General features: G+C 69.0%; 17 protein-coding genes. 10 read left to right on the plus strand and 7 right to left on the minus strand.

Features of this window, described 5'->3' with window-relative positions:
* Window positions 1-34: 34 nt before the first annotated feature.
* The 3 genes from CyaNS01_RS06200 to CyaNS01_RS06210 all read right to left on the minus strand — a co-directional run bounded on the left by CyaNS01_RS06200 (window position 35) and on the right by CyaNS01_RS06210 (window position 1,847).
* Window positions 35-988, minus strand: a complete 954-nt coding sequence (locus CyaNS01_RS06200) for an orange carotenoid-binding protein (protein ID WP_186699675.1) — start codon at window positions 986-988, stop codon at window positions 35-37.
* Between the two features lie 71 nt (window positions 989-1,059).
* Entirely contained in the window at window positions 1,060-1,575 is a 516-nt protein-coding gene (gene sodC / locus CyaNS01_RS06205; RefSeq protein WP_225875853.1) for a superoxide dismutase family protein, read from the minus strand.
* A gap of 20 nt (window positions 1,576-1,595) precedes the next feature.
* Window positions 1,596-1,847 carry a chlorophyll a/b-binding protein gene (locus CyaNS01_RS06210; protein ID WP_225875854.1) on the minus strand — a complete coding sequence of 84 codons (252 nt, stop codon included), beginning with the start codon at window positions 1,845-1,847 and terminating at the stop codon, window positions 1,596-1,598.
* A 109-nt stretch (window positions 1,848-1,956) separates the two neighbouring features.
* On the opposite strand from CyaNS01_RS06210, the gene CyaNS01_RS06215 reads away from it, so the two are divergent.
* On the plus strand, window positions 1,957-2,268 hold the full coding sequence (locus CyaNS01_RS06215) for a hypothetical protein (RefSeq protein WP_186699679.1): 312 nt from the start codon (window positions 1,957-1,959) through the stop codon (window positions 2,266-2,268).
* Between the two features lie 19 nt (window positions 2,269-2,287).
* Here the strand turns inward: CyaNS01_RS06215 and CyaNS01_RS06220 are convergent, their stop codons facing one another.
* The gene (locus tag CyaNS01_RS06220; protein ID WP_225875855.1) at window positions 2,288-2,698 is read right to left on the minus strand and encodes a DCC1-like thiol-disulfide oxidoreductase family protein; all 411 of its coding nucleotides are present in this window, start codon (window positions 2,696-2,698) and stop codon (window positions 2,288-2,290) included.
* A 118-nt stretch (window positions 2,699-2,816) separates the two neighbouring features.
* Here CyaNS01_RS06220 and hemJ point away from each other — a divergent pair, with 118 nt between their 5' ends.
* From hemJ to CyaNS01_RS06235, 3 genes are read left to right on the plus strand one after another with little or no spacing between them, the layout of a single operon-like run.
* Window positions 2,817-3,392: a protoporphyrinogen oxidase HemJ gene (gene hemJ, locus CyaNS01_RS06225; RefSeq protein WP_186699681.1), complete on the plus strand. Its 576-nt coding sequence runs from the start codon at window positions 2,817-2,819 to the stop codon at window positions 3,390-3,392.
* 8 nt (window positions 3,393-3,400) lie between these two features.
* On the plus strand, window positions 3,401-4,078 hold the full coding sequence (locus CyaNS01_RS06230; protein ID WP_225875856.1) for a PHP domain-containing protein: 678 nt from the start codon (window positions 3,401-3,403) through the stop codon (window positions 4,076-4,078).
* A 29-nt stretch (window positions 4,079-4,107) separates the two neighbouring features.
* The gene (locus CyaNS01_RS06235) at window positions 4,108-4,650 is read left to right on the plus strand and encodes a hypothetical protein (RefSeq protein ID WP_186699683.1); all 543 of its coding nucleotides are present in this window, start codon (window positions 4,108-4,110) and stop codon (window positions 4,648-4,650) included.
* Window positions 4,651-4,652: 2 nt separating this feature from the next.
* Here CyaNS01_RS06235 and cobN read toward each other — a convergent pair whose 3' ends face one another.
* Window positions 4,653-8,465, minus strand: coding sequence for a cobaltochelatase subunit CobN (gene cobN, locus CyaNS01_RS06240; protein ID WP_186699685.1), 3,813 nt, complete (start codon window positions 8,463-8,465; stop codon window positions 4,653-4,655).
* Between the two features lie 68 nt (window positions 8,466-8,533).
* Here cobN and CyaNS01_RS06245 point away from each other — a divergent pair, with 68 nt between their 5' ends.
* Genes CyaNS01_RS06245 through CyaNS01_RS06255 form a run of 3 tightly spaced genes read left to right on the plus strand, consistent with a single transcriptional unit; the run spans window position 8,534 to window position 13,517 of the window.
* Window positions 8,534-9,451 carry a branched-chain amino acid transaminase gene (locus CyaNS01_RS06245; protein WP_186699686.1) on the plus strand — a complete coding sequence of 306 codons (918 nt, stop codon included), beginning with the start codon at window positions 8,534-8,536 and terminating at the stop codon, window positions 9,449-9,451.
* A 24-nt stretch (window positions 9,452-9,475) separates the two neighbouring features.
* Window positions 9,476-13,186 carry a methionine synthase gene (gene metH / locus CyaNS01_RS06250; RefSeq protein ID WP_186699688.1) on the plus strand — a complete coding sequence of 1,237 codons (3,711 nt, stop codon included), beginning with the start codon at window positions 9,476-9,478 and terminating at the stop codon, window positions 13,184-13,186.
* 58 nt (window positions 13,187-13,244) lie between these two features.
* Window positions 13,245-13,517: a DUF4090 family protein gene (locus CyaNS01_RS06255; RefSeq protein ID WP_186699690.1), complete on the plus strand. Its 273-nt coding sequence runs from the start codon at window positions 13,245-13,247 to the stop codon at window positions 13,515-13,517.
* A 44-nt stretch (window positions 13,518-13,561) separates the two neighbouring features.
* On the opposite strand, the gene CyaNS01_RS06260 is transcribed toward CyaNS01_RS06255, so the two are convergent.
* A complete protein-coding gene (locus CyaNS01_RS06260; RefSeq protein ID WP_186699692.1) occupies window positions 13,562-13,789 on the minus strand; it encodes a hypothetical protein in 228 nt (75 codons plus the stop codon).
* 143 nt (window positions 13,790-13,932) lie between these two features.
* On the opposite strand from CyaNS01_RS06260, the gene CyaNS01_RS06265 reads away from it, so the two are divergent.
* Window positions 13,933-14,325: a DUF2237 family protein gene (locus CyaNS01_RS06265; protein WP_370561684.1), complete on the plus strand. Its 393-nt coding sequence runs from the start codon at window positions 13,933-13,935 to the stop codon at window positions 14,323-14,325.
* A 22-nt stretch (window positions 14,326-14,347) separates the two neighbouring features.
* On the opposite strand, the gene CyaNS01_RS06270 is transcribed toward CyaNS01_RS06265, so the two are convergent.
* Window positions 14,348-15,094 carry an SDR family NAD(P)-dependent oxidoreductase gene (locus CyaNS01_RS06270; RefSeq protein WP_186699694.1) on the minus strand — a complete coding sequence of 249 codons (747 nt, stop codon included), beginning with the start codon at window positions 15,092-15,094 and terminating at the stop codon, window positions 14,348-14,350.
* An 84-nt stretch (window positions 15,095-15,178) separates the two neighbouring features.
* Between CyaNS01_RS06270 and CyaNS01_RS06275 the strand changes: the two genes are divergently transcribed.
* Together CyaNS01_RS06275 and CyaNS01_RS06280 are read left to right on the plus strand one after the other, a co-directional pair.
* Entirely contained in the window at window positions 15,179-16,129 is a 951-nt protein-coding gene (locus CyaNS01_RS06275; protein ID WP_186699695.1) for an NAD(P)H-dependent glycerol-3-phosphate dehydrogenase, read from the plus strand.
* Window positions 16,126-17,025: a PhzF family phenazine biosynthesis protein gene (locus CyaNS01_RS06280; RefSeq protein WP_186699697.1), complete on the plus strand. Its 900-nt coding sequence runs from the start codon at window positions 16,126-16,128 to the stop codon at window positions 17,023-17,025. The genes CyaNS01_RS06275 and CyaNS01_RS06280 overlap by 4 nt, the downstream gene beginning before the upstream one ends.

A 17,025-nucleotide genomic window follows, 5' to 3' on the forward strand; every position in this document is an offset into this window, starting at 1 on the left:
GCCCCTGCAACTGGTGCCACTCACAGCGATGGGCTCAAGGGGCGAACTTCAGCAGCTCAGCCGGTGAGGCCAGCAGGTCGATCGCCACGAAGTAGATCTTGCCCTCGGGATCGAGCAGAAAACGCCAGGCCACGTTCATGCCCACTCCAGCTCCGAACCAGGGGGTCTGCACCTTGCCGGTGACCTTGATCTGGGTGAAATTGCCGTCGGCGGGCTCGGCGTAGCCCCGCTCAGGCAGCAGCCGCAGGTTCTGGCAGTCTTCCCGGAAGAAGCGCAGCACGGCATCAGTGCCCACGATGGGCTTCTGGAACGGCGGCTGCAGGGCTCCGTCAGGCAGGAAGAGCTGGATCAGGTTGTCGAAATCGTTGGCGTTCAACAAGTCCATGTAGCTGTTCACGGTGGGGTTGATCACCCCCTCGATGAACACCTTTTGGCGGCTGTCTTCGGGCGTGGGGGCCACCACGGGTTCCATCACCCGCTGGCCTTCACCCTTGGCCGGGTCAAAGCCCATGTCCACCACAAAGTTGCGCAGCAGGGTGATCTGCTGGCCCTGATCCACTTCCTTGAGCGAGCTCAGGACGGCCACCGCGTTGGCCGAAAGGCTGTATCCCTCGGGAATCGGAGCCACCAGGCCCGCTGCCATCCACTCGCCAAGCTGATACCAGAAGCCCAGCTTGATGTTCACAGACCAATTCGCATAGGTGCGGCAGATCGGTGAATCCGTGCGGTTGGTGAGATCGCACATCACCTGGCTCTGCTCGGCGAAATTCATCGCCTTGATTTGATTGAGCACTCCTTCCGCGAACTGCATTCTGGCGGCGCCAGGAGCCGCGATCGTGATTGTGCGCCCCATCTCGAGATAGGCGAACCAGATCAGTGCCAGCTGGTCCTCTGCACTCAGGAGACGAAAGCGGGCGGTGATGGCAGGCACCACATCCGCCTTGAGTGTCTCCGGAAAGATGCTGGTGGCCTTTTCAATTGTGAACATGTTGATCACACCCAAAGGTTGCTGTTACCCGGGTCCACCCTAGGGCTCCGAGTGCAACCTTTCAGCCCGGATCAGGCGGGCACCACCGCACAGGCGATACGGGCTCCACCACCCCCAAGCGGCGGCGTGTCGGTGTAAGTGTCCCCGCCGGCATGCACGATCAGGGCCTTCGCGGCCAGGTCGCTCACCTGCAGCCGTGGGGCCCGCACCGCCTCGTGGGCCCTGCCATCGGCAGCCACGATCAGGCGGCTCAGGTCGCCGCGGTGGCCGTTGCCGTTGGGGCCGTCATGGTGGCCGCTGCCGTCCGGATCCCAGTGGCCGCCAGCGCCGAGGCCGGCCACAGGCCCTGCCTCACCCATGCCAGGCTCACAGCTGCCGAGGGCATGCAGGTGAAAGCCGTGCTCCCCGGGGGGCAGGCCTGCCAGCGCGGGTTGGATCTCCAGGCCCCCGGGTGTGTCGCGCAGGCTGAGGCTGCCGATCGGATCGCCCACGCCCGTGGCATCAATGCGGCGCAGCTCCAGCTGGAGGTCGGTGGCCAGGGCCGGGGCGGGCACCAGCAGCAGCAGGGCCACCAGGCAGGCGAGCATGCCTTGGATCATGACCGGCATCAGCCCAGATACCAGCGCAGCACTGCGGCCAGCTGGCCCACGATGCCCTCGCCGCTGAGCCGTTCCCCCACCACGGCGGCCAGGAAGCCGAGCATCGCCACCCGGCCGTTGAGCCGCTCCACGCCGCTGAGGGCAGAGACATTCCAGGGCCGGTTGGTGGTGAGACCTTCGCCGAAACGCTCCACCGGCTCGTAGCTGAATGCCTCGGAGCCCGCCGGCGGGATGTACTGCTTCATCTTCTCTGTGACCATGGACTGGACCTGCGCTGGCGAGGAGCCTAGGGCCCATTCCAGTGCGCCAGACCCATTCCCGTGCGCTAGAGGTGGGGCCAACGTGCCTGGCTGTTCCCCCTTGCCGCCCATGGAACCCCTCAGCAAGCAGCAGATCCTGGCCAGCGGCAGCCTCTGGGTGGCGGTTGTGCTGAACCTGGTGCCGGGGCTCGGCACGGGCTACATCTACCAACGGCGCTGGAAGGCCTACTGGATCACCTCAGCCCTGGCCACGGCCTGGTTCGTGGCCGGGGCCCTGCAGGCCCAGGGATTCGACCCGGTTCTGCAGCCTGATCTGATGCAACGCAACCAGCTGATCGGCCTAAGTGGGTTTCTTGTGCTGGCCGGCGTCACCGCCTGGGAGGCCGCCGCCGCTGCAGGCAAGGCCCGCGCTTCTTCCTGAGGCCGTTCACTCTGAGGCCTCAGCCGCTCCCGGCCAGGCCCTCGCTCTCTGGATCCACCGGCAGGCCGCGCCAGCCGAGGGCGAGGCGCCGGGCCAGCAACAGCCCCGGGTAGAGCATGCGGCTGCGTTGGCTGTCGGCCATCAGCGGGGCCAGCACCCGCAGCAGAGCCGCGCTGGGTTCCATTCGCGCGCAGATCCAGGCGATTGCCTCCGCGCCATGCCACACCCTGGATCCTTCCAGCACCATGGCACCGTCGCGCAGGTGATAGCCGCGGGCGCCCAGCTGCCGGCGCAGGGCCGTGTCGGCCCGTCCATCGCGGATCTCGAGGCGGGGGATGCCGCTGCGCAGCTCGCTCAGTTCAGCGAAGTGGCGGCAGAAGGGACAACCCCCATCGAAGACCAGCACGATCGGGGAGGCTGGCTGTATCACGGCCTGCTCCAGACAGCTTCCATGCTGGCGATCAGCTGACCCGTTCGGAGGCCACCGGCCGCCGCCGGTGGTGCCCCCTACCCTGAACAAGCCCCACCAGTGCGGCATGTTGCTCGCCATGACCTGGCCTCCTGAGGCCTACCTGTGGTTCAAGACCCTCCACATCGTGGGAGTGGTGGTGTGGTTCGCCGGGCTTTTTTATCTGGTGCGGCTGTTCATCTACCACCGTGAGGCGGAGGCGTTGGAGCCGCCCCTGCAGCAGGCCTTCCACCAGCAATACAGCCTGATGGAGCGGCGCCTGGCCAACATCATCACCACCCCGGGGATGGTCGTGGCGGTGGTCTGTGCGGTAGGGCTGCTGCTGGTGAATCCCGCCTGGCTGCAGCAGGGCTGGATGCACGCCAAGCTGGGTTTCGTGGTGGCGCTGCTGGCTTACCACGCCTTCTGCTACCGGCTGATGGGTCAGCTGCAGCGCCAGGACTGCCAGTGGAGCGGCCGCCAGTTGCGGGCCCTGAATGAACTTCCCACCCTGCTGCTGGTGGTGGTGGTGATGCTGGTGGTGTTCAAGAACCAGTTCCCCACCGGAGCGGCCACCTGGTTCCTGGTGGCCCTGGTGGTGGCCATGGCGGCCTCGATCCAGTTCTATGCCCGCTGGCGGCGGCTCAGGGCTGAGCAGCTGGCCGGCGGGGCCTGAACGGGGTGATGGCGATGCGCTCCGGCAGCCTGATTCGATCGCAGCATCCCCTGGCGGCGGTGCTGGCCGATGTGGAGCCTGGCAGCTGTCCCAGCAAGCTCAACTTTCATTGCCACACCACCTGCAGCGACGGCAGCCTCAGTCCGGGTGGCCTCGCCGAGCAGGCCCTGGCCATCGGCCTGGAGCACCTGGCCGTCACCGACCACCACGCCCTCGGCTCCTACCCACTGGTGCTTGAGGCGTTTGAGGCGGCAGAAGCCGCCGGGGTCCGGGCCCCCACCCTCTGGCGGGGCGTTGAGATCAGCTGCCTGCTGGAGGGTTGCCTGGTGCATGTGCTTGCCCTCGGCTTCGCCGAACAGCACCCCAGCCTGGCGCCCTACCTGCTGGGCCAGGCCGTGGTGGGTCCTGAGTTGCGGGCCGCCGCCGTGGTGGAGGCGATCCATGCCGCAGGGGGCCTGGCCTTGCTGGCCCATCCGGCCCGTTACCGGCTGCCCTTCCAGCGGCTGATCGCCGCGGCGGCCGAGCTCGGTTTCGATGGCGCTGAGGCCTGGTACGACTACGGCATGCAGCCCCGCTGGCAGCCCACCCCGCTCGTCTGCGAGGCGATCGCCAGAGACCTGCTGGCCCGGGGCCTATTGATGAGTTGTGGTACGGATACCCATGGCCTGCACCTCCATGGCCGCTAGGGTTTGTAGAAGCATTCTCTTGGTAGTCGATGGGTCTGTTTGATCGCCTGTTCTCTTCCGGCTCCGATGCGAAGAGCGCCCCAGTCACCAAGCGCCAGCCCGCCAAGAAGACGGAGGCCATGTTCCTGGACCCCGACGCCTCCAGCAGCCTGGGCGACGTCAACCTGATGAAGCGCTCCAACACCATTCGCCACACCTTCCCAGGCAGCGCCGACAACCCCGGCAACAAGGAGATGGTGGTGGAGGTCTCCTCGATGGAGACCAAGCTCGACAGGATGTCCGAAGGCATGCCCGGCGGTGTCGCCTCTGATCAGCGGCTGAACCTCTCCGGAGGCGTGCCCACGCCGGTGAAGAAGACCTTCCCCCAGCAGATGTCCGCGGCCCAGCTGGACCAGCGCAAGAAGGGCTCCTCCGCCGGGGTGAACGTGCCCGGGGGGCCCGCGGCCATCAAGCAGGAGAAGGAGGAGGCCGCCGCCGCCAAGACCGCCCAGCCCCAGATCACCCAGCAGCCCACGGGCAAGCCCGGCGCCATCGATCCCTTCCGCCAGATGGTCAAGGACCTCAACAGCTGAGCTCAGGCCTGCTCGATGCTGGCTTCGCTGCTCAGCACCAACTGCCTGAGGCCGGCGAGCTGGGTGTCGCTGGCCCCCTCCCAGAGGCCGCGGTGGTGGGCTTCCAGCAGACGTTCGCCCATGTCCCGCAGCGCCCAGGGGTTGTGCTGCTCCAGGAAGGCGCGCACCTCGGGATCCTGCAGCCAGCGCTCGCAGATCGCTCTGTAGCTCCAGTCCGGCACCCGGCCGGTGCTGGCGTCGTAGGCGAACAGGTAGTCGAGGCTGGCGGCCATCTCGAAGCCGCCCTTGTAGCCGTGCTGGCGCATGGCGTCGATCCAGCGGGGGTTGAGCACCCGGCTGCGCAGCACCTTGTCGAACTCCTTCTCCAGCCGGTGCAGGCGGGGGCGTGAGCTGCGCGAGTGGTCGCCGAACCAGAGTGCCGGCGCCCGGCCCTGCAGGCCTTCGGCAGCGGCGCTGAGGCCCCCCTGGAACTGGTAGTAATCATCGGAGTCGAGCAGGTCGTGCTCGCGGTTGTCCTGGTTGTGCAGCACCACCTGCACGGCCCGCAGCCGCTGCTCCAGGCCACCCCGGTCTGGGCTGGCCAGCAGGCCAGCAGCTGGGGCCCCGCCTGATGTGCCGTCTGCGGGGCCATAGCGCCAGCTGCTCCAGGCCAGGAAGGCCTCCCCCAGCTCGGCCCGCTGCTCCCAGGCCCCGCTGTCGATCAGGCCCTGCAGGCCGGCGCCGTAGGCCCCCGGGGCGGAGCCGTACACCCGGGCGCTGTGGCCCTCGCGCCGGGCCGCCTCCGCCAGGGGGTTGGCGCTGCCGTCCTCATCCAGGCCGGCCACCAGGGCCGTGGCCCGGTTGACCCAGGCCACCAGCTGGGGGAAGGCGTCGCGGAAGAGGCCTGAGATGCGCAGGGTGACATCCACCCGGGGGCGCCCCAGCAGGGACAGGGGAATCACCTCCACATCCACCAGCCGGCGGCTGGGGCCGTCCCAGACCGGCCGCACCCCGAGCAGGGCCAGGGCCTGGGCGATGTCCTCGCCGCCGTTGCGCATCGTGCTGGTGCCCCACACCGAAAGGGCGAGCTGGCGCAGGGGCTCCCCCTCGTCCTGGAGGTGCAGTTCGAGCAACAGCTCAGCGCTGCGGCGGCCCAGGTCCCAGGCGGCCTCGGTGGGCAGGCCGCGCAGATCCACCGAGTAGAAATTGCGGCCGGTGGGCAGCAGGTCGGGCCGGCCGCGGGTGGGGGCGCCGGCCGGGCCCGCGGCGATGCGCTCGCCGGCGATGCCCCCCAGGAAGGCCTGCTTCTCCGCGTCGGCGCAGGCCAGCAGGCGTGGCAGGAGTTGCTGGCGCAGGTGCTGCAGGGTCGCCTGAGTGCTCTCACCGATCACGAGGACCCCCACCGCTGTCTGGGGTGCCTCCTTGCCGCGGTTGGGCGAATCGTCCAGCTCCCGTTGGCAGAGCTCCAGGGCGTGCTCCTCCAGCCAGGCCACCGCATCGCCCACGCTTCTCAGGGCCGTGGCGTTGCCGGCAGCGCGGGCCAGCAGGCGCTGGCGGTCACCGGTGGACAGGGGCAGCTCTTCGGTGTCGGCCCAGGGATCGAGCTCCAGGCCCAGGTCCCTCGCCAGGGCCTGGGTGAGGCCCGCCACCCCCGCCTGGGGGGGCCTGGCCAGGCAGAGCAGCAGCTCCGCCAGGGGCGCCTCGGCGGGGAGCTGGCCGTAGGTGTGCAGCCCCAGGCGGATCTGGGCCTCCTTCAGCTCGCACAGGTAGCCGTCCGCAGCCTCCAGCCGAGCCTCCAGCTCCGCCTCCCTGCGCTCCTCCACGTTCCCCAGGGGCAGCTCCAGGGACTGCAGCCGCTGCAGCAGCGTGGCCCTTAGCGGTACGCGTCGCTCGCTGCCCAGCTGGCAGGCCTCCCAGTACTCATCCAGCAGGGCCTCCAGCTGCTGCAGCTCACCGTGCAGGCCGGCCCGGCCCAGGGGCGGGGTGAGGTGGTCGAGGATCACTGCCTGGCTGCGGCGTTTGGCCTGGGATCCCTCGCCGGGGTCGTTGACGATGAAGGGATAGAGGTGGGGCATCGGCCCCAGGGCCCACTCCGGGTAGCACTGATTCGAGAGGCCCAGGCCCTTGCCGGGCAGCCATTCCAGGTTGCCGTGCTTGCCCACATGCACCACCACATGGGCGCCGAAAAGCTCCCGCAACCAGAGGTACTGGGCCAGGTAGGCGTGGGTGGGCGGCAGATCGGGAGAGTGATAGCAGAGGCTGGGGTCGCGGTCGTAGCCGCGCTCGGGCTGGATCAGCACCACCACGTGGCCGAAGCGCAGCCCCCGGATCGGAAAGGCCAGCCGCCCGTGGCGACCCGGCACCAGGCCGGCGTCCTGGCCGGGTGGCCCCCACACCGCCTCCAGCCGATTGCGGCCCTCAACCGGCAGCTCGCCATACCAGGCCTCGTAGTGCTCCAACGGCAACTGGTCGAGGGCGGGGCGGTGGCCGCTCTCGGCGTCGTTGGTGAGGCCTGCCAGCAGCTGCTGGATCAGGGCGTCACCGTCCTCGGGCAGGGGGCCGTCACCAAGGCTGAGGCCCGCGTCCCGCAACCAGCGCAGCATCAGGGCGGTGGAGGCCGGTGTGTCCAGCCCCACGCCATTGGCCAGGCGGCTGTTGCGGGTGGGGTAGTTGGCCAGCACCAGGGCCACATGGCGCTCCTGGGGCGCGGTGCGACGCAGCGTCACCCAGCGGGCCGTGAGGGCGGCGATCCAGTCGAGCCGTTCCGGGTCCGGGTGGTACCCCTGCAGGGCGGAGGCCAGCTGCTCACTGGCCCGGCGCGTCTGCTTGAAGGCCCCCACCCGGGTGGTGATGCGGCCGTCCAGCTCCGGCAGTGCCACCTGCAGAGTGAGATCGGTGGGGGCCAGGCCGATGCTGCTGGCCTGCCAGTCCTGGCGCGGCCGGCTGCTGCAGAGCAGCTGCAGCACCGGCACGGCCAGGGCCTCCCACAGCGGCGCGCCCAGGCCGGCCTCCTCGAACTGCACCGAGGCGAAGGAGGTGCTGCACAGCACGGCCTCCACCGCCTCGCGGCCCAGCAGATCGGCCACCCCCCGCTGCACGGCCGGCTCGCGCAGACCACTCACCCACAGACCCCGGGGGCAGAGGCCCTGGCGCCGCAGGGCCGCCAGGCAGCTCTCCATGAGGTCCACATCGCCGGCCTGCAGCAGGGCGCGATAGGCGATCACCCCCACCCGCGGTCCGCCTTCGTCGCGCCAGTCGTGGGGCGTGGGGTCCGGCAGCGGCTGCGGCACTGGGGTCGCCGGCACCTGCCCCCGGGCCAGCGCACCCAGGGCAGCCAGCACCAGCCGCACGTTGGCCGCTCCGCCCTCGCGCAGGCAGCGCCCCAGGGCCAGGGCCAGCTCGGGGTCCACCGTGCCGCAGCAAGCCAGCGCCTGCTCATCCTCCGCCGTGCCGGCCAGCACCACCAGCTGCCGTGGAGCCAGCCTGCTGCCCCCCTGGCCGCCCGGAGCCAGGCTCCCCTGTGCCCAGAGCCTGAGCTGGTCGAGCCCGTAGCTCCAATGGCCGCGCCCACCCAGCAGACGCACCACCACCAGCCGGGCGTGGCGGACGGTGCTGGAGAGGTAGTGGTCGATCACGGCCGGGTGGGCCAGGGCCGCCAGGTTCAGGCCCCGCAGCTCAGCCCCCACCAGTGCCGGCTCAGCCGACAGCACCCGCTCGATGCTGACCAGATCGGTGTCTGCGCTGGTGAGCAGCAGCACCGGGGCCGCGGGCTGCTCCACATAGGCGCCAGCATCAGCCTGTTCCGATCCCCCCGGTTGCGCCGCCAGCCTGTGCATGCCCCCCATCCTGCTGGCTGCAGTGAGAAGATCGGGGCACCCAGGCCCTACCCGCAGCCCGCGCACCCATGCATCAGTTCCTGCCCTATGCCTGGTTCGGTGGCAAGGTTGTGCGCTTCGAGGACGCCACGCTCTCGGTGGCCACCCACGCCCTGCACTACGGCACGGGGGCCTTCGGCGGCATGCGCGCCCTGCCCAATCCGGCCGACCCCAGGGAGATTCTGCTGTTCCGGGCTGATCGCCATGCCCGGCGCCTGAGCCAGAGCGCACGGCTGCTGCTCACCGATCTGCCTGAGGCCACGATCCACGAGGCCATCGTGGCCTTTCTGCAGGCCAACCAGCCCAGCTGCCCGGTGTATCTGCGTCCGTTTGTCTATACCAGCGACCTCGGCATCGCTCCGCGCCTGCATAACATCGAAACCAACTTCCTGATCTACGGGCTCGAGTTGGGCGACTACCTCTCGCCGGAGGGGGTGAGCTGCCGCATCAGCTCCTGGACCCGTCAGGAGGATCGCTCCCTGCCCCTGCGCGGCAAGATCAGTGGGGCCTACATCACCAGCTCCCTGGCCAAGACGGAGGCCGTGCAGAGCGGTTTCGACGAGGCCATCCTGATGAACAGCCGCGGCAAGGTGAGCGAGGCCAGTGGCATGAATCTGTTCCTCGTGCGCGACGGCCAGCTGATCACCCCCGGGGTGGATCAGGACATCCTCGAGGGCATCACCCGCGCCAGCGTGATCGAACTGGCCCGCTCCATGGGCCTGGAGGTGATCGAGCGCGGCGTGGACAAGAGCGAGCTGTTCATCGCCGAGGAGGTGTTCCTGAGCGGAACGGCCGCCAAGGTGACGCCGGTGCGGCGGGTGGAAACCACCGACCTGCCCACGGAGCGTCCGGTGATGGAGCGGCTGCGCGAGCGGCTCGTGGCGATCACGGAAGGCCGCGATCCCGCCTATGAGCACTGGGTGACCCGCCTTCGCCTCGACAGCTGACGCCCCAGCCATGACCACGTCGCCATGACCCCAGCCCTGTCATCGAGTCCGGCCGCTGCGGCCGCTGCGGAGGGATCCAAGCCCCAGCGCCTGGGCTTCCTCGAGCGCCTGCACGCCCCTGAGCGCCCGGTGCTGGTGTTCGACGGTGCCACCGGCACCTCGCTGCAGCAGATGGATCTCAGCGCCGAGGACTTCGGCGGTGCGGCCCTGGAGGGCTGCAACGAGTATCTGGTGATCAGCCGTCCGGATGCGGTGCAGGCCGTGCACCGGCAGTTCCTGGAGGTGGGCGCCGATGTGATCGAAACCGACACCTTCGGGGCCACCTCCCTGGTGCTGGCCGAATACGACATCGCCGACCAGGCCTTTGCGCTGAACAAGCGCGCCGCCGAACTGGCCCGCGAGGTGGCCGACGCCTACAGCACCCCCGACAAGCCCCGCTTCGTGGCCGGCTCCATGGGCCCCACCACCAAGCTGCCCACCCTGGGCCATGTGGACTTCGACGCCATGAAGGCCTCCTTCGCCGAGCAGGCCGAGGGATTGCTGGCCGGCGATGTGGATCTCTTCATCGTGGAGACCTGCCAGGACGTGCTGCAGATCAAGGCCGCCCTGCAGGGCATCGAGGTGGCCTTCGAGCGCACCGGTGAGCGCCGGCCACTGATGGTGAGCGTCACCATGGAAACCACCGGCACCATGCTGGTGGGCTCCGACATCGCGGCTGTGGTGGCGATCCTGGAGCCGTTCCCGATCGATGTGCTGGGCCTCAACTGCGCCACCGGGCCGGAGCAGATGAAGGAGCACATCCGCTACCTCAGCGCCCACAGTCCCTTCGTGGTGAGCTGCATCCCGAACGCGGGTCTGCCGGAGAACGTGGGCGGCGTGGCCCACTACCGGCTGACGCCGGTGGAGATGACGATGCAGCTGATGCACTTCGTCGAAGATCTCGGCGTGCAGGTGATCGGCGGCTGCTGCGGCACCACCCCGGCTCACATCGGTGCCCTCACGGAGATGGCGGCCAGCCTCAGGCCGGCGCCACGGGCCGTGCGTACCCCCGAAACCCGCCATGCGCGGCCGCTGCTGCAGGTGGAGCCGGCGGCGGCCTCGATCTACGGCACCACGCCCTATCACCAGGACAATTCCTTCCTGATCATCGGCGAACGCCTCAACGCCAGCGGTAGCAAAAAGGTGCGCGAGCTGCTGGCCGAGGAGGACTGGGATGGCCTGGTGGCGGTGGCGCGCGGCCAGGTGAAGGAGAACGCCCACGTGCTCGATGTGAACGTGGACTATGTGGGTCGCGATGGCGTGCGCGACATGCACGACCTGGTGAGTCGGCTGGTGACCAATGTGAACCTGCCGCTGATGCTCGATTCCACCGAGTGGCAGAAGATGGAGGCGGGCCTGAAGGTGGCCGGTGGCAAGTGCATCCTCAACTCCACCAACTACGAAGACGGCGACGAACGCTTCTTCAAGGTGCTTGAACTGGCCCGCCAGTATGGGGCTGGCGTGGTGGTGGGCACGATCGACGAGGAAGGCATGGCCCGCACGGCGCAGCGCAAGTTCGCGATTGCCCAGCGCGCCTACCGGGATGCCCTGGAGTTCGGCATTCCGGCCCATGAGCTCTTCTACGATCCCCTCGCTCTGCCGATCTCCACGGGTATCGAGGAAGACCGGGGCAATGCCATGGCCACGGTGGAGTCGATCCGCATGATCCGCGAGAACCTGCCGGGTGTTCACGTGGTGCTCGGTGTCAGCAATGTGAGCTTCGGACTCTCACCAGCTTCCCGCATTGTGTTGAACTCGGTGTTTCTGCACGAGTGCTGCCAGGCCGGCATGGATGCGGCCATCGTGAGCCCGGCCAAGATCCTGCCACTGGTCAAGATCAGTGAGGAGCACCAGCAGGTGTGCCGTGATCTGATCTACGACGAGCGCCGTTTCGAGAGTGACCAGCCGGGGGCCATCTGCACCTACGACCCCCTCACAGAGCTCACCACCCTGTTTGAAGGAGTGAGCGCCAAGGAGGCCCGTGCCTCAGGCCCTTCCCTGGCTGATCTGCCGGTGGAAGAGCGGCTCAAGCAGCACATCATCGATGGTGAGCGCATCGGGCTGGAGGGCTCGCTTGAAGAGGCGCTGCAGCGTTACCCGGCCCTGCACATCGTCAACACCTTCCTGCTCGATGGCATGAAGGTGGTGGGCGAGCTGTTCGGCTCAGGGCAGATGCAACTGCCGTTTGTGCTGCAGAGCGCCGAAACCATGAAAGCTGCCGTGGCCACCCTGGAGCCACACATGGAGCGGCTCGAAGGCGAGAGCTCCAGCAAGGGCAAGTTTCTGATCGCCACCGTGAAGGGCGATGTGCACGACATCGGCAAGAATCTCGTTGATATCATCCTCACAAATAATGGCTACGAAGTGATTAACCTGGGTATCAAGCAGAGCTGTGATGCCATCATCGAAGCCCAGCAGAAGCACCAGGCTGATTGCATTGCCATGAGTGGCCTGCTGGTGAAGTCCACCGCCTTCATGAAGGACAATCTGGCGGCCTTCAATGAGGTGGGCATCACGGCCCCGGTGATTCTCGGCGGCGCGGCGCTGACGCCCCGCTTCGTGCACGGCGACTGCCGCGCCACCTATGCGGGCCAAGTGGTGTATGGCCGTGATGCCTTTGCGGATCTGCGCTTCATGGACGCCCTGATGGAGGCCAAGGCGGCCGAGGGCTGGGACGACCGGCAAGGGTTTCTCAACGGCACCCCGGAGGGTGTGGGCCTCAGTGACGGTCCGGCTGTGGAGCCCGGCGACAGCCCGTCCACCCGGCCAGATGACGGGGAAGCCACAGGTGCCGAGGCGGCGCTGGCAGAAGCCCTCCAGAAAGCCCAGGCGGGCCCCAACGATCACCGCTCCGACACCGTGCCGGAGGAGCAGGCCCTGGAACCGCCCTTCTGGGGCAGCCGCGTGCTCAGCGAGGCCGAGATTCCCCTGCACGAGGTGTTCGCCTATCTCGATCGCAACGCCCTCTTTGCCGGTCAGTGGCAGCTGCGCAAGACCCAGCAGCAGAGCCGCGAGGATTACGAGGCCATGTTGGTCGCCAAGGCGGAGCCGGTGCTGCAGCAGTGGCAGCAGCGCTGCCTCGAGGAGCAGCTGCTCACTCCCCGGGTGGCCTATGGCTATTTCCCCTGCGGCCGCCAGGGCAATGCCGTGCTGCTGTTTGACCCCCGGAACCCCGCTCAGCAGCTGGGCCGCTTCGAACTGCCGCGCCAGCGCGGCGGCAACCGCTATTGCATCGCCGACTTCTACCGCGACCTGGCCAGCGGCCCCGCCGGCGAGCCCGTGGCCACCGACGTGATGCCGATGCAGGCGGTGACCATGGGCGAGCGGGCCAGTCAGTTTGCCCGGGAGCTGTTCGCGGCCGACCAGTACACCGACTACCTCTACTTCCACGGCCTGGGCGTGCAGATGGCCGAGGCCCTCGCCGAGTGGCTCCACGCCCGCATCCGCCGCGAGCTGGGCTTCGCGGCCCAGGAGCCCCAGGCACTGCGCGACGTGCTCGCCCAGCGCTACCGGGGCAGCCGTTACTCCTTCGGCTACCCGGCCTGTCCGAACGTGGCCGACTCGCGCCAGCAACTGGCGTGGCTCGGCGCTGAGCGCATCGGGCTGAGCATGGACGAGAGCGACCAGCTGGAGCCCGAGCAGAGCACCACGGCCCTGGTGGCCCTGCACAGCAAAGCCCGCTACTTCAGTGCCTGACGGCGCGCCAGGGGGCCCTGGAGGCCCCGTAGCCTGGGGGCTCCTCCCTGGAGTTTCCATGGCGATTGCCGGTCCTGATGGTGTCGATGCCGCCATCCAGGCGGGAGTGGACCTGGACGGTTCACCCATCCCCGCAGGCATGCTCAGCCTCTACAGAGAGGTGATGGAGCTCGAAAGCCGCCGGGCCCGCAGCGGCGTGACCAAATCGATGCGCAACCGGGTGGTCAAGACCGGCTCCAAGCATCTGGACCAGGCCAGCCTCGATGCCCGCCTCAAGGCGGCCGGTTGGGAGGGGCTCAAGGCCAAGGAGATCGCCTTCTTCTACGCCTGATCACAGCAGCTGGCGAGGCTGAGCGCCGGGGCTGGGCTCCGGCCTCAGCTGCACATCTCCTCGAGGCTGTCGATCACCTCCTGCTGGAACTGCTCCAGGTCAGAGGAGTCGCTGAGGTCGAGGCCCTCCCCAGCAGCGTTCTGGGTGAGCTCCTGGAAATGGAACGCCCCCTCCCCGTGGGCCAGGAACTCCATGGCGGAGGGTTCACCACTTTCTTTGTAGGCATCGCAGAGGGCCAGGAAGGCCGCATCCTCGGTGAATTCCCAGCTCATGTAGGGGGGCGCACAGAACGACGGTTGGATCGCGCTCTCCGACCTTTAACGCCTCCCCCCCGGAATCCGTCAACCATCTGGCCGAACTTTGCCGAGATGGCGGGCAGTCCGTCACATTCGCCAGACTGGCCAACGCAGTCTGTTTGGACCACGTGACCCAGACCAGTACCAGGCCGGTGGCCGACCAGAACGTGCTCGGGGAGCCCCTGGAGCTGTGCAGCTGTGAGCCGATGACCGGCTGGTTCCGCGACGGCAACTGCCGCACCAACGGCGCCGACCTGGGCCGCCACACCGTGTGCTGTGTGGTCAACGAGGCCTTTCTCAACTACAGCCGCGCCCAGGGCAACGACCTGAGCACCCCGGCGCCGCAGTACGGCTTCCCCGGCCTGCGAGCCGGCGACCACTGGTGCGTCTGCGCACCGCGCTGGCTGGAGGCCTACGAAGACGGCATGGCGCCACCGGTGCGGCTGCAGGCCACCGAGGCCAGCACCCTGGAGGTGATCCCCCTGGAGGTGCTGCGTCAGCACGCCGCCTGAGCTGGTGCCCAGCCCGTTGTCGCTACCAGGGGATCGGCGCTCCATCCCAGGCCCAGAACCGCCCGCTCTGCTCCGGCCCCAGCCCCTCGAGCACATCGAGCAGGTGGCCAGCGGCCCGCTCGGGGCTGAACAGCCGCTCGGGGGGCACATTGGCCTGAAAGGGCCCTGAGAGGGCCGTGGCGGTGGTGCCGGGATGCAGCAGGCTGACGCAGCCGAGCGGCAGCCGCCGGCGCCATTCCAGGGCCAGGGTGTGCAACAGCTGATTCTGGGCGGCCTTGGCCGCCCGGTAGCCATACCAGCCCCCCAGGCCGTTATCGCCGATGCTGCCCACCCGGGCCGAGAGGCTGGCCAGATGAAAGGGCTCCTGCTTCGGCAGGAACGGCTCGATCGCCTGGGCCAGCAGAATCGGGGCAAAGGCGTTCACCGCGAAGCTGCGCTCCAGGGTCGAGCGGCTCACCTGGGACAGCCGCTTCTCGGGCTGCAGCTCGGTGTCATGCAGCAGCCCGGTGCTGTTGAGCACGAGCCGTAGCGGTGGCCCCTCCGCCAGGGACTCGCCCAGCTGCTGCAGGCTGTGATCACAGGTCACATCCAGAGGCAGCCAGGCCACGGCAGGCTCAGCCGTGCGGAAGTCGCGCCGGGAGGCCCCCAGCAACTCCAGAGCCGGCGCACGGCGGGCCAGCTCCCGCAGCAGGGCCTGGCCGATGCCGCCGCAGCCCACCACCAGGGCCCGACCACACCAGGAGCGGAAGACGGAATCGGCACGGGCCATGGCGGCTCAGGAGAAGCGGGCCCGGGGGGGAGCCGAGGAGGCCCCATGGTGCCAACCTTGACGGCTCCCTCGCCGCGCTGCCCCATGCCCCTTCGCATCGCCGTGCTCGGCCGCGGAGCCTGGGGCCAGACCCTGGCTGAGCTGTGGCAGCAGCAGGGCCACAGCCTCAGCAGCTGGTCCCGGCGCGATGGGGTCGCCCCCGCCGGGGTGCTGCCTGGGGCCGATCTGGTGGTGGCGGCTGTGGCGATGGCGGGCATCGAAGGCCTGGCCCGCTGGCTTGGGCCCCACTGGCCCTCGGGCACGCCCCTGCTGAGCTGCACCAAGGGCCTCGACCTCGACCTGCTGGCCACTCCGAGCCAGCTCTGGCGCCGCCAGCTCGGCGCGGTGCCGCTGCTGGTGCTCAGCGGCCCCAACCTGGCTGCGGAACTGCGTCAGGGCCTGCCCGCCGCCGCGGTGCTCGCCAGCGACGACCTGCCGCTGGCCCAGCGGTTGCAGGCCGAGCTCAGCAGCAGCACCCTGCGGCTGTACACGAATCCCGATCCGGTCGGCACCGAAGTGGCAGGGGCACTCAAGAACGTGATCGCCGTGGCGGCCGGCGTTGCCGACGGTCTCGCCCTGGGGGCCAACGCCCGGGCTGCCCTGCTGACGCGAGGCCTGGCGGAGATCGGTGTGGTGCTCGCCGGTCTCGGGGGCCAGCCCGCCACCCTCTATGGCCTCGCTGGCCTGGGCGACCTGATGGCCACGGCCACCAGCGACCTCAGTCGCAACTACCGCAGCGGCCGGCTGCTCTCGGAGGGGCTGGCCCCGGCGGAGGTGGAGCGCAGCATCGGGGCCACGGTGGAGGGCCTGCGCACGGCCCGTGCGGCCCTGGTGCTGGCGGATCGCCATGGCTGGCAGCTGCCGATCACGGCCCAGGTGGTGGCTCTGCTGGATGGTCGCTGCAGTCCAGACCAGGCGGCCCAGGCGTTGATGCAGCGCCAGCTGCGGCCCGAGGTCCAGGGTCAGCCACAGCCACAGCCGTGGGCGCAGCCATGAAGCTTCCCGCCGTGCTGGTGGAGGCCTTTGCCTCAGGGCCCTGCAGCGGCAACGGAGCGGCTGTGGTGCTGGTCAACCAGCCGCTGCCGGACAGCTGCCTGCAGGGGCTGGCCCGCAGCCTCAACCAATCGGAGACCGCCTTCCTCTGGCGGCAGCAGCAGGAGTGGCAGCTCCGCTGGTTCACGCCCACCTGTGAGGTGCCCCTCTGCGGCCATGCCACCTTGGCGGCGCTGCTGGCCCTGGGCCACTGGGGCCTGGTGGCGCCGGGGTCGACGCTGCGCTTCCACAGCCTCAGCGGCCCCCTGGAGGCCAGGCTGCTCACCAGCCCCGCAACAATGGCGGCTGGCCTGGCTGCCGGCTGGATCGTGCTGCCCAGCAGTGGCCTGGTGCCTGCCCCGCTGCCCCAGGAACTAGGCAACCTGGTGAGCACATGGCTGGCCTGCGGCGTTGAGGGCCACTGGACGTCCCCTCTCGGCTACACGGTGCTGCTGCTGCCGGCCTCCGCCCCCCTGGCCTCAGCCGTTCTGCCGGCCAGCGCCATTCCGCCCGGCCAACGCCCTGGATTGGTGCTGATGCAGCCACTCGCTGCTGAGGGGCCGGCGGCGCCGGCTGTGCTCAACGAGACCTGCCGCTACCAGCTGCGGTTTCTGGCGCCCGGGCTGGGCATCGATGAAGACCCCGTCACGGGCTCTGCCCATGCGTTGGTAGCGCCCTGGTGGCTGCAGCAGCTGGAGCTGCCCAGGGTGGCGGGCTGGCAGTGTTCCCCCAGGCCGGGCGGCATGGTGTGCGAGGCCGCGTTTTCAGGCATGATCCGCTTGAGCGGATCGGGGCATCTCCTTTGGGACGGACACGTGCATCTCGGTTCTGGAGACGACTTTCCTGGCCGCTTGGGCTGA

This window comes from Cyanobium sp. NS01, assembly GCF_014280235.1.
Classification (GTDB): domain Bacteria; phylum Cyanobacteriota; class Cyanobacteriia; order PCC-6307; family Cyanobiaceae; genus NIES-981.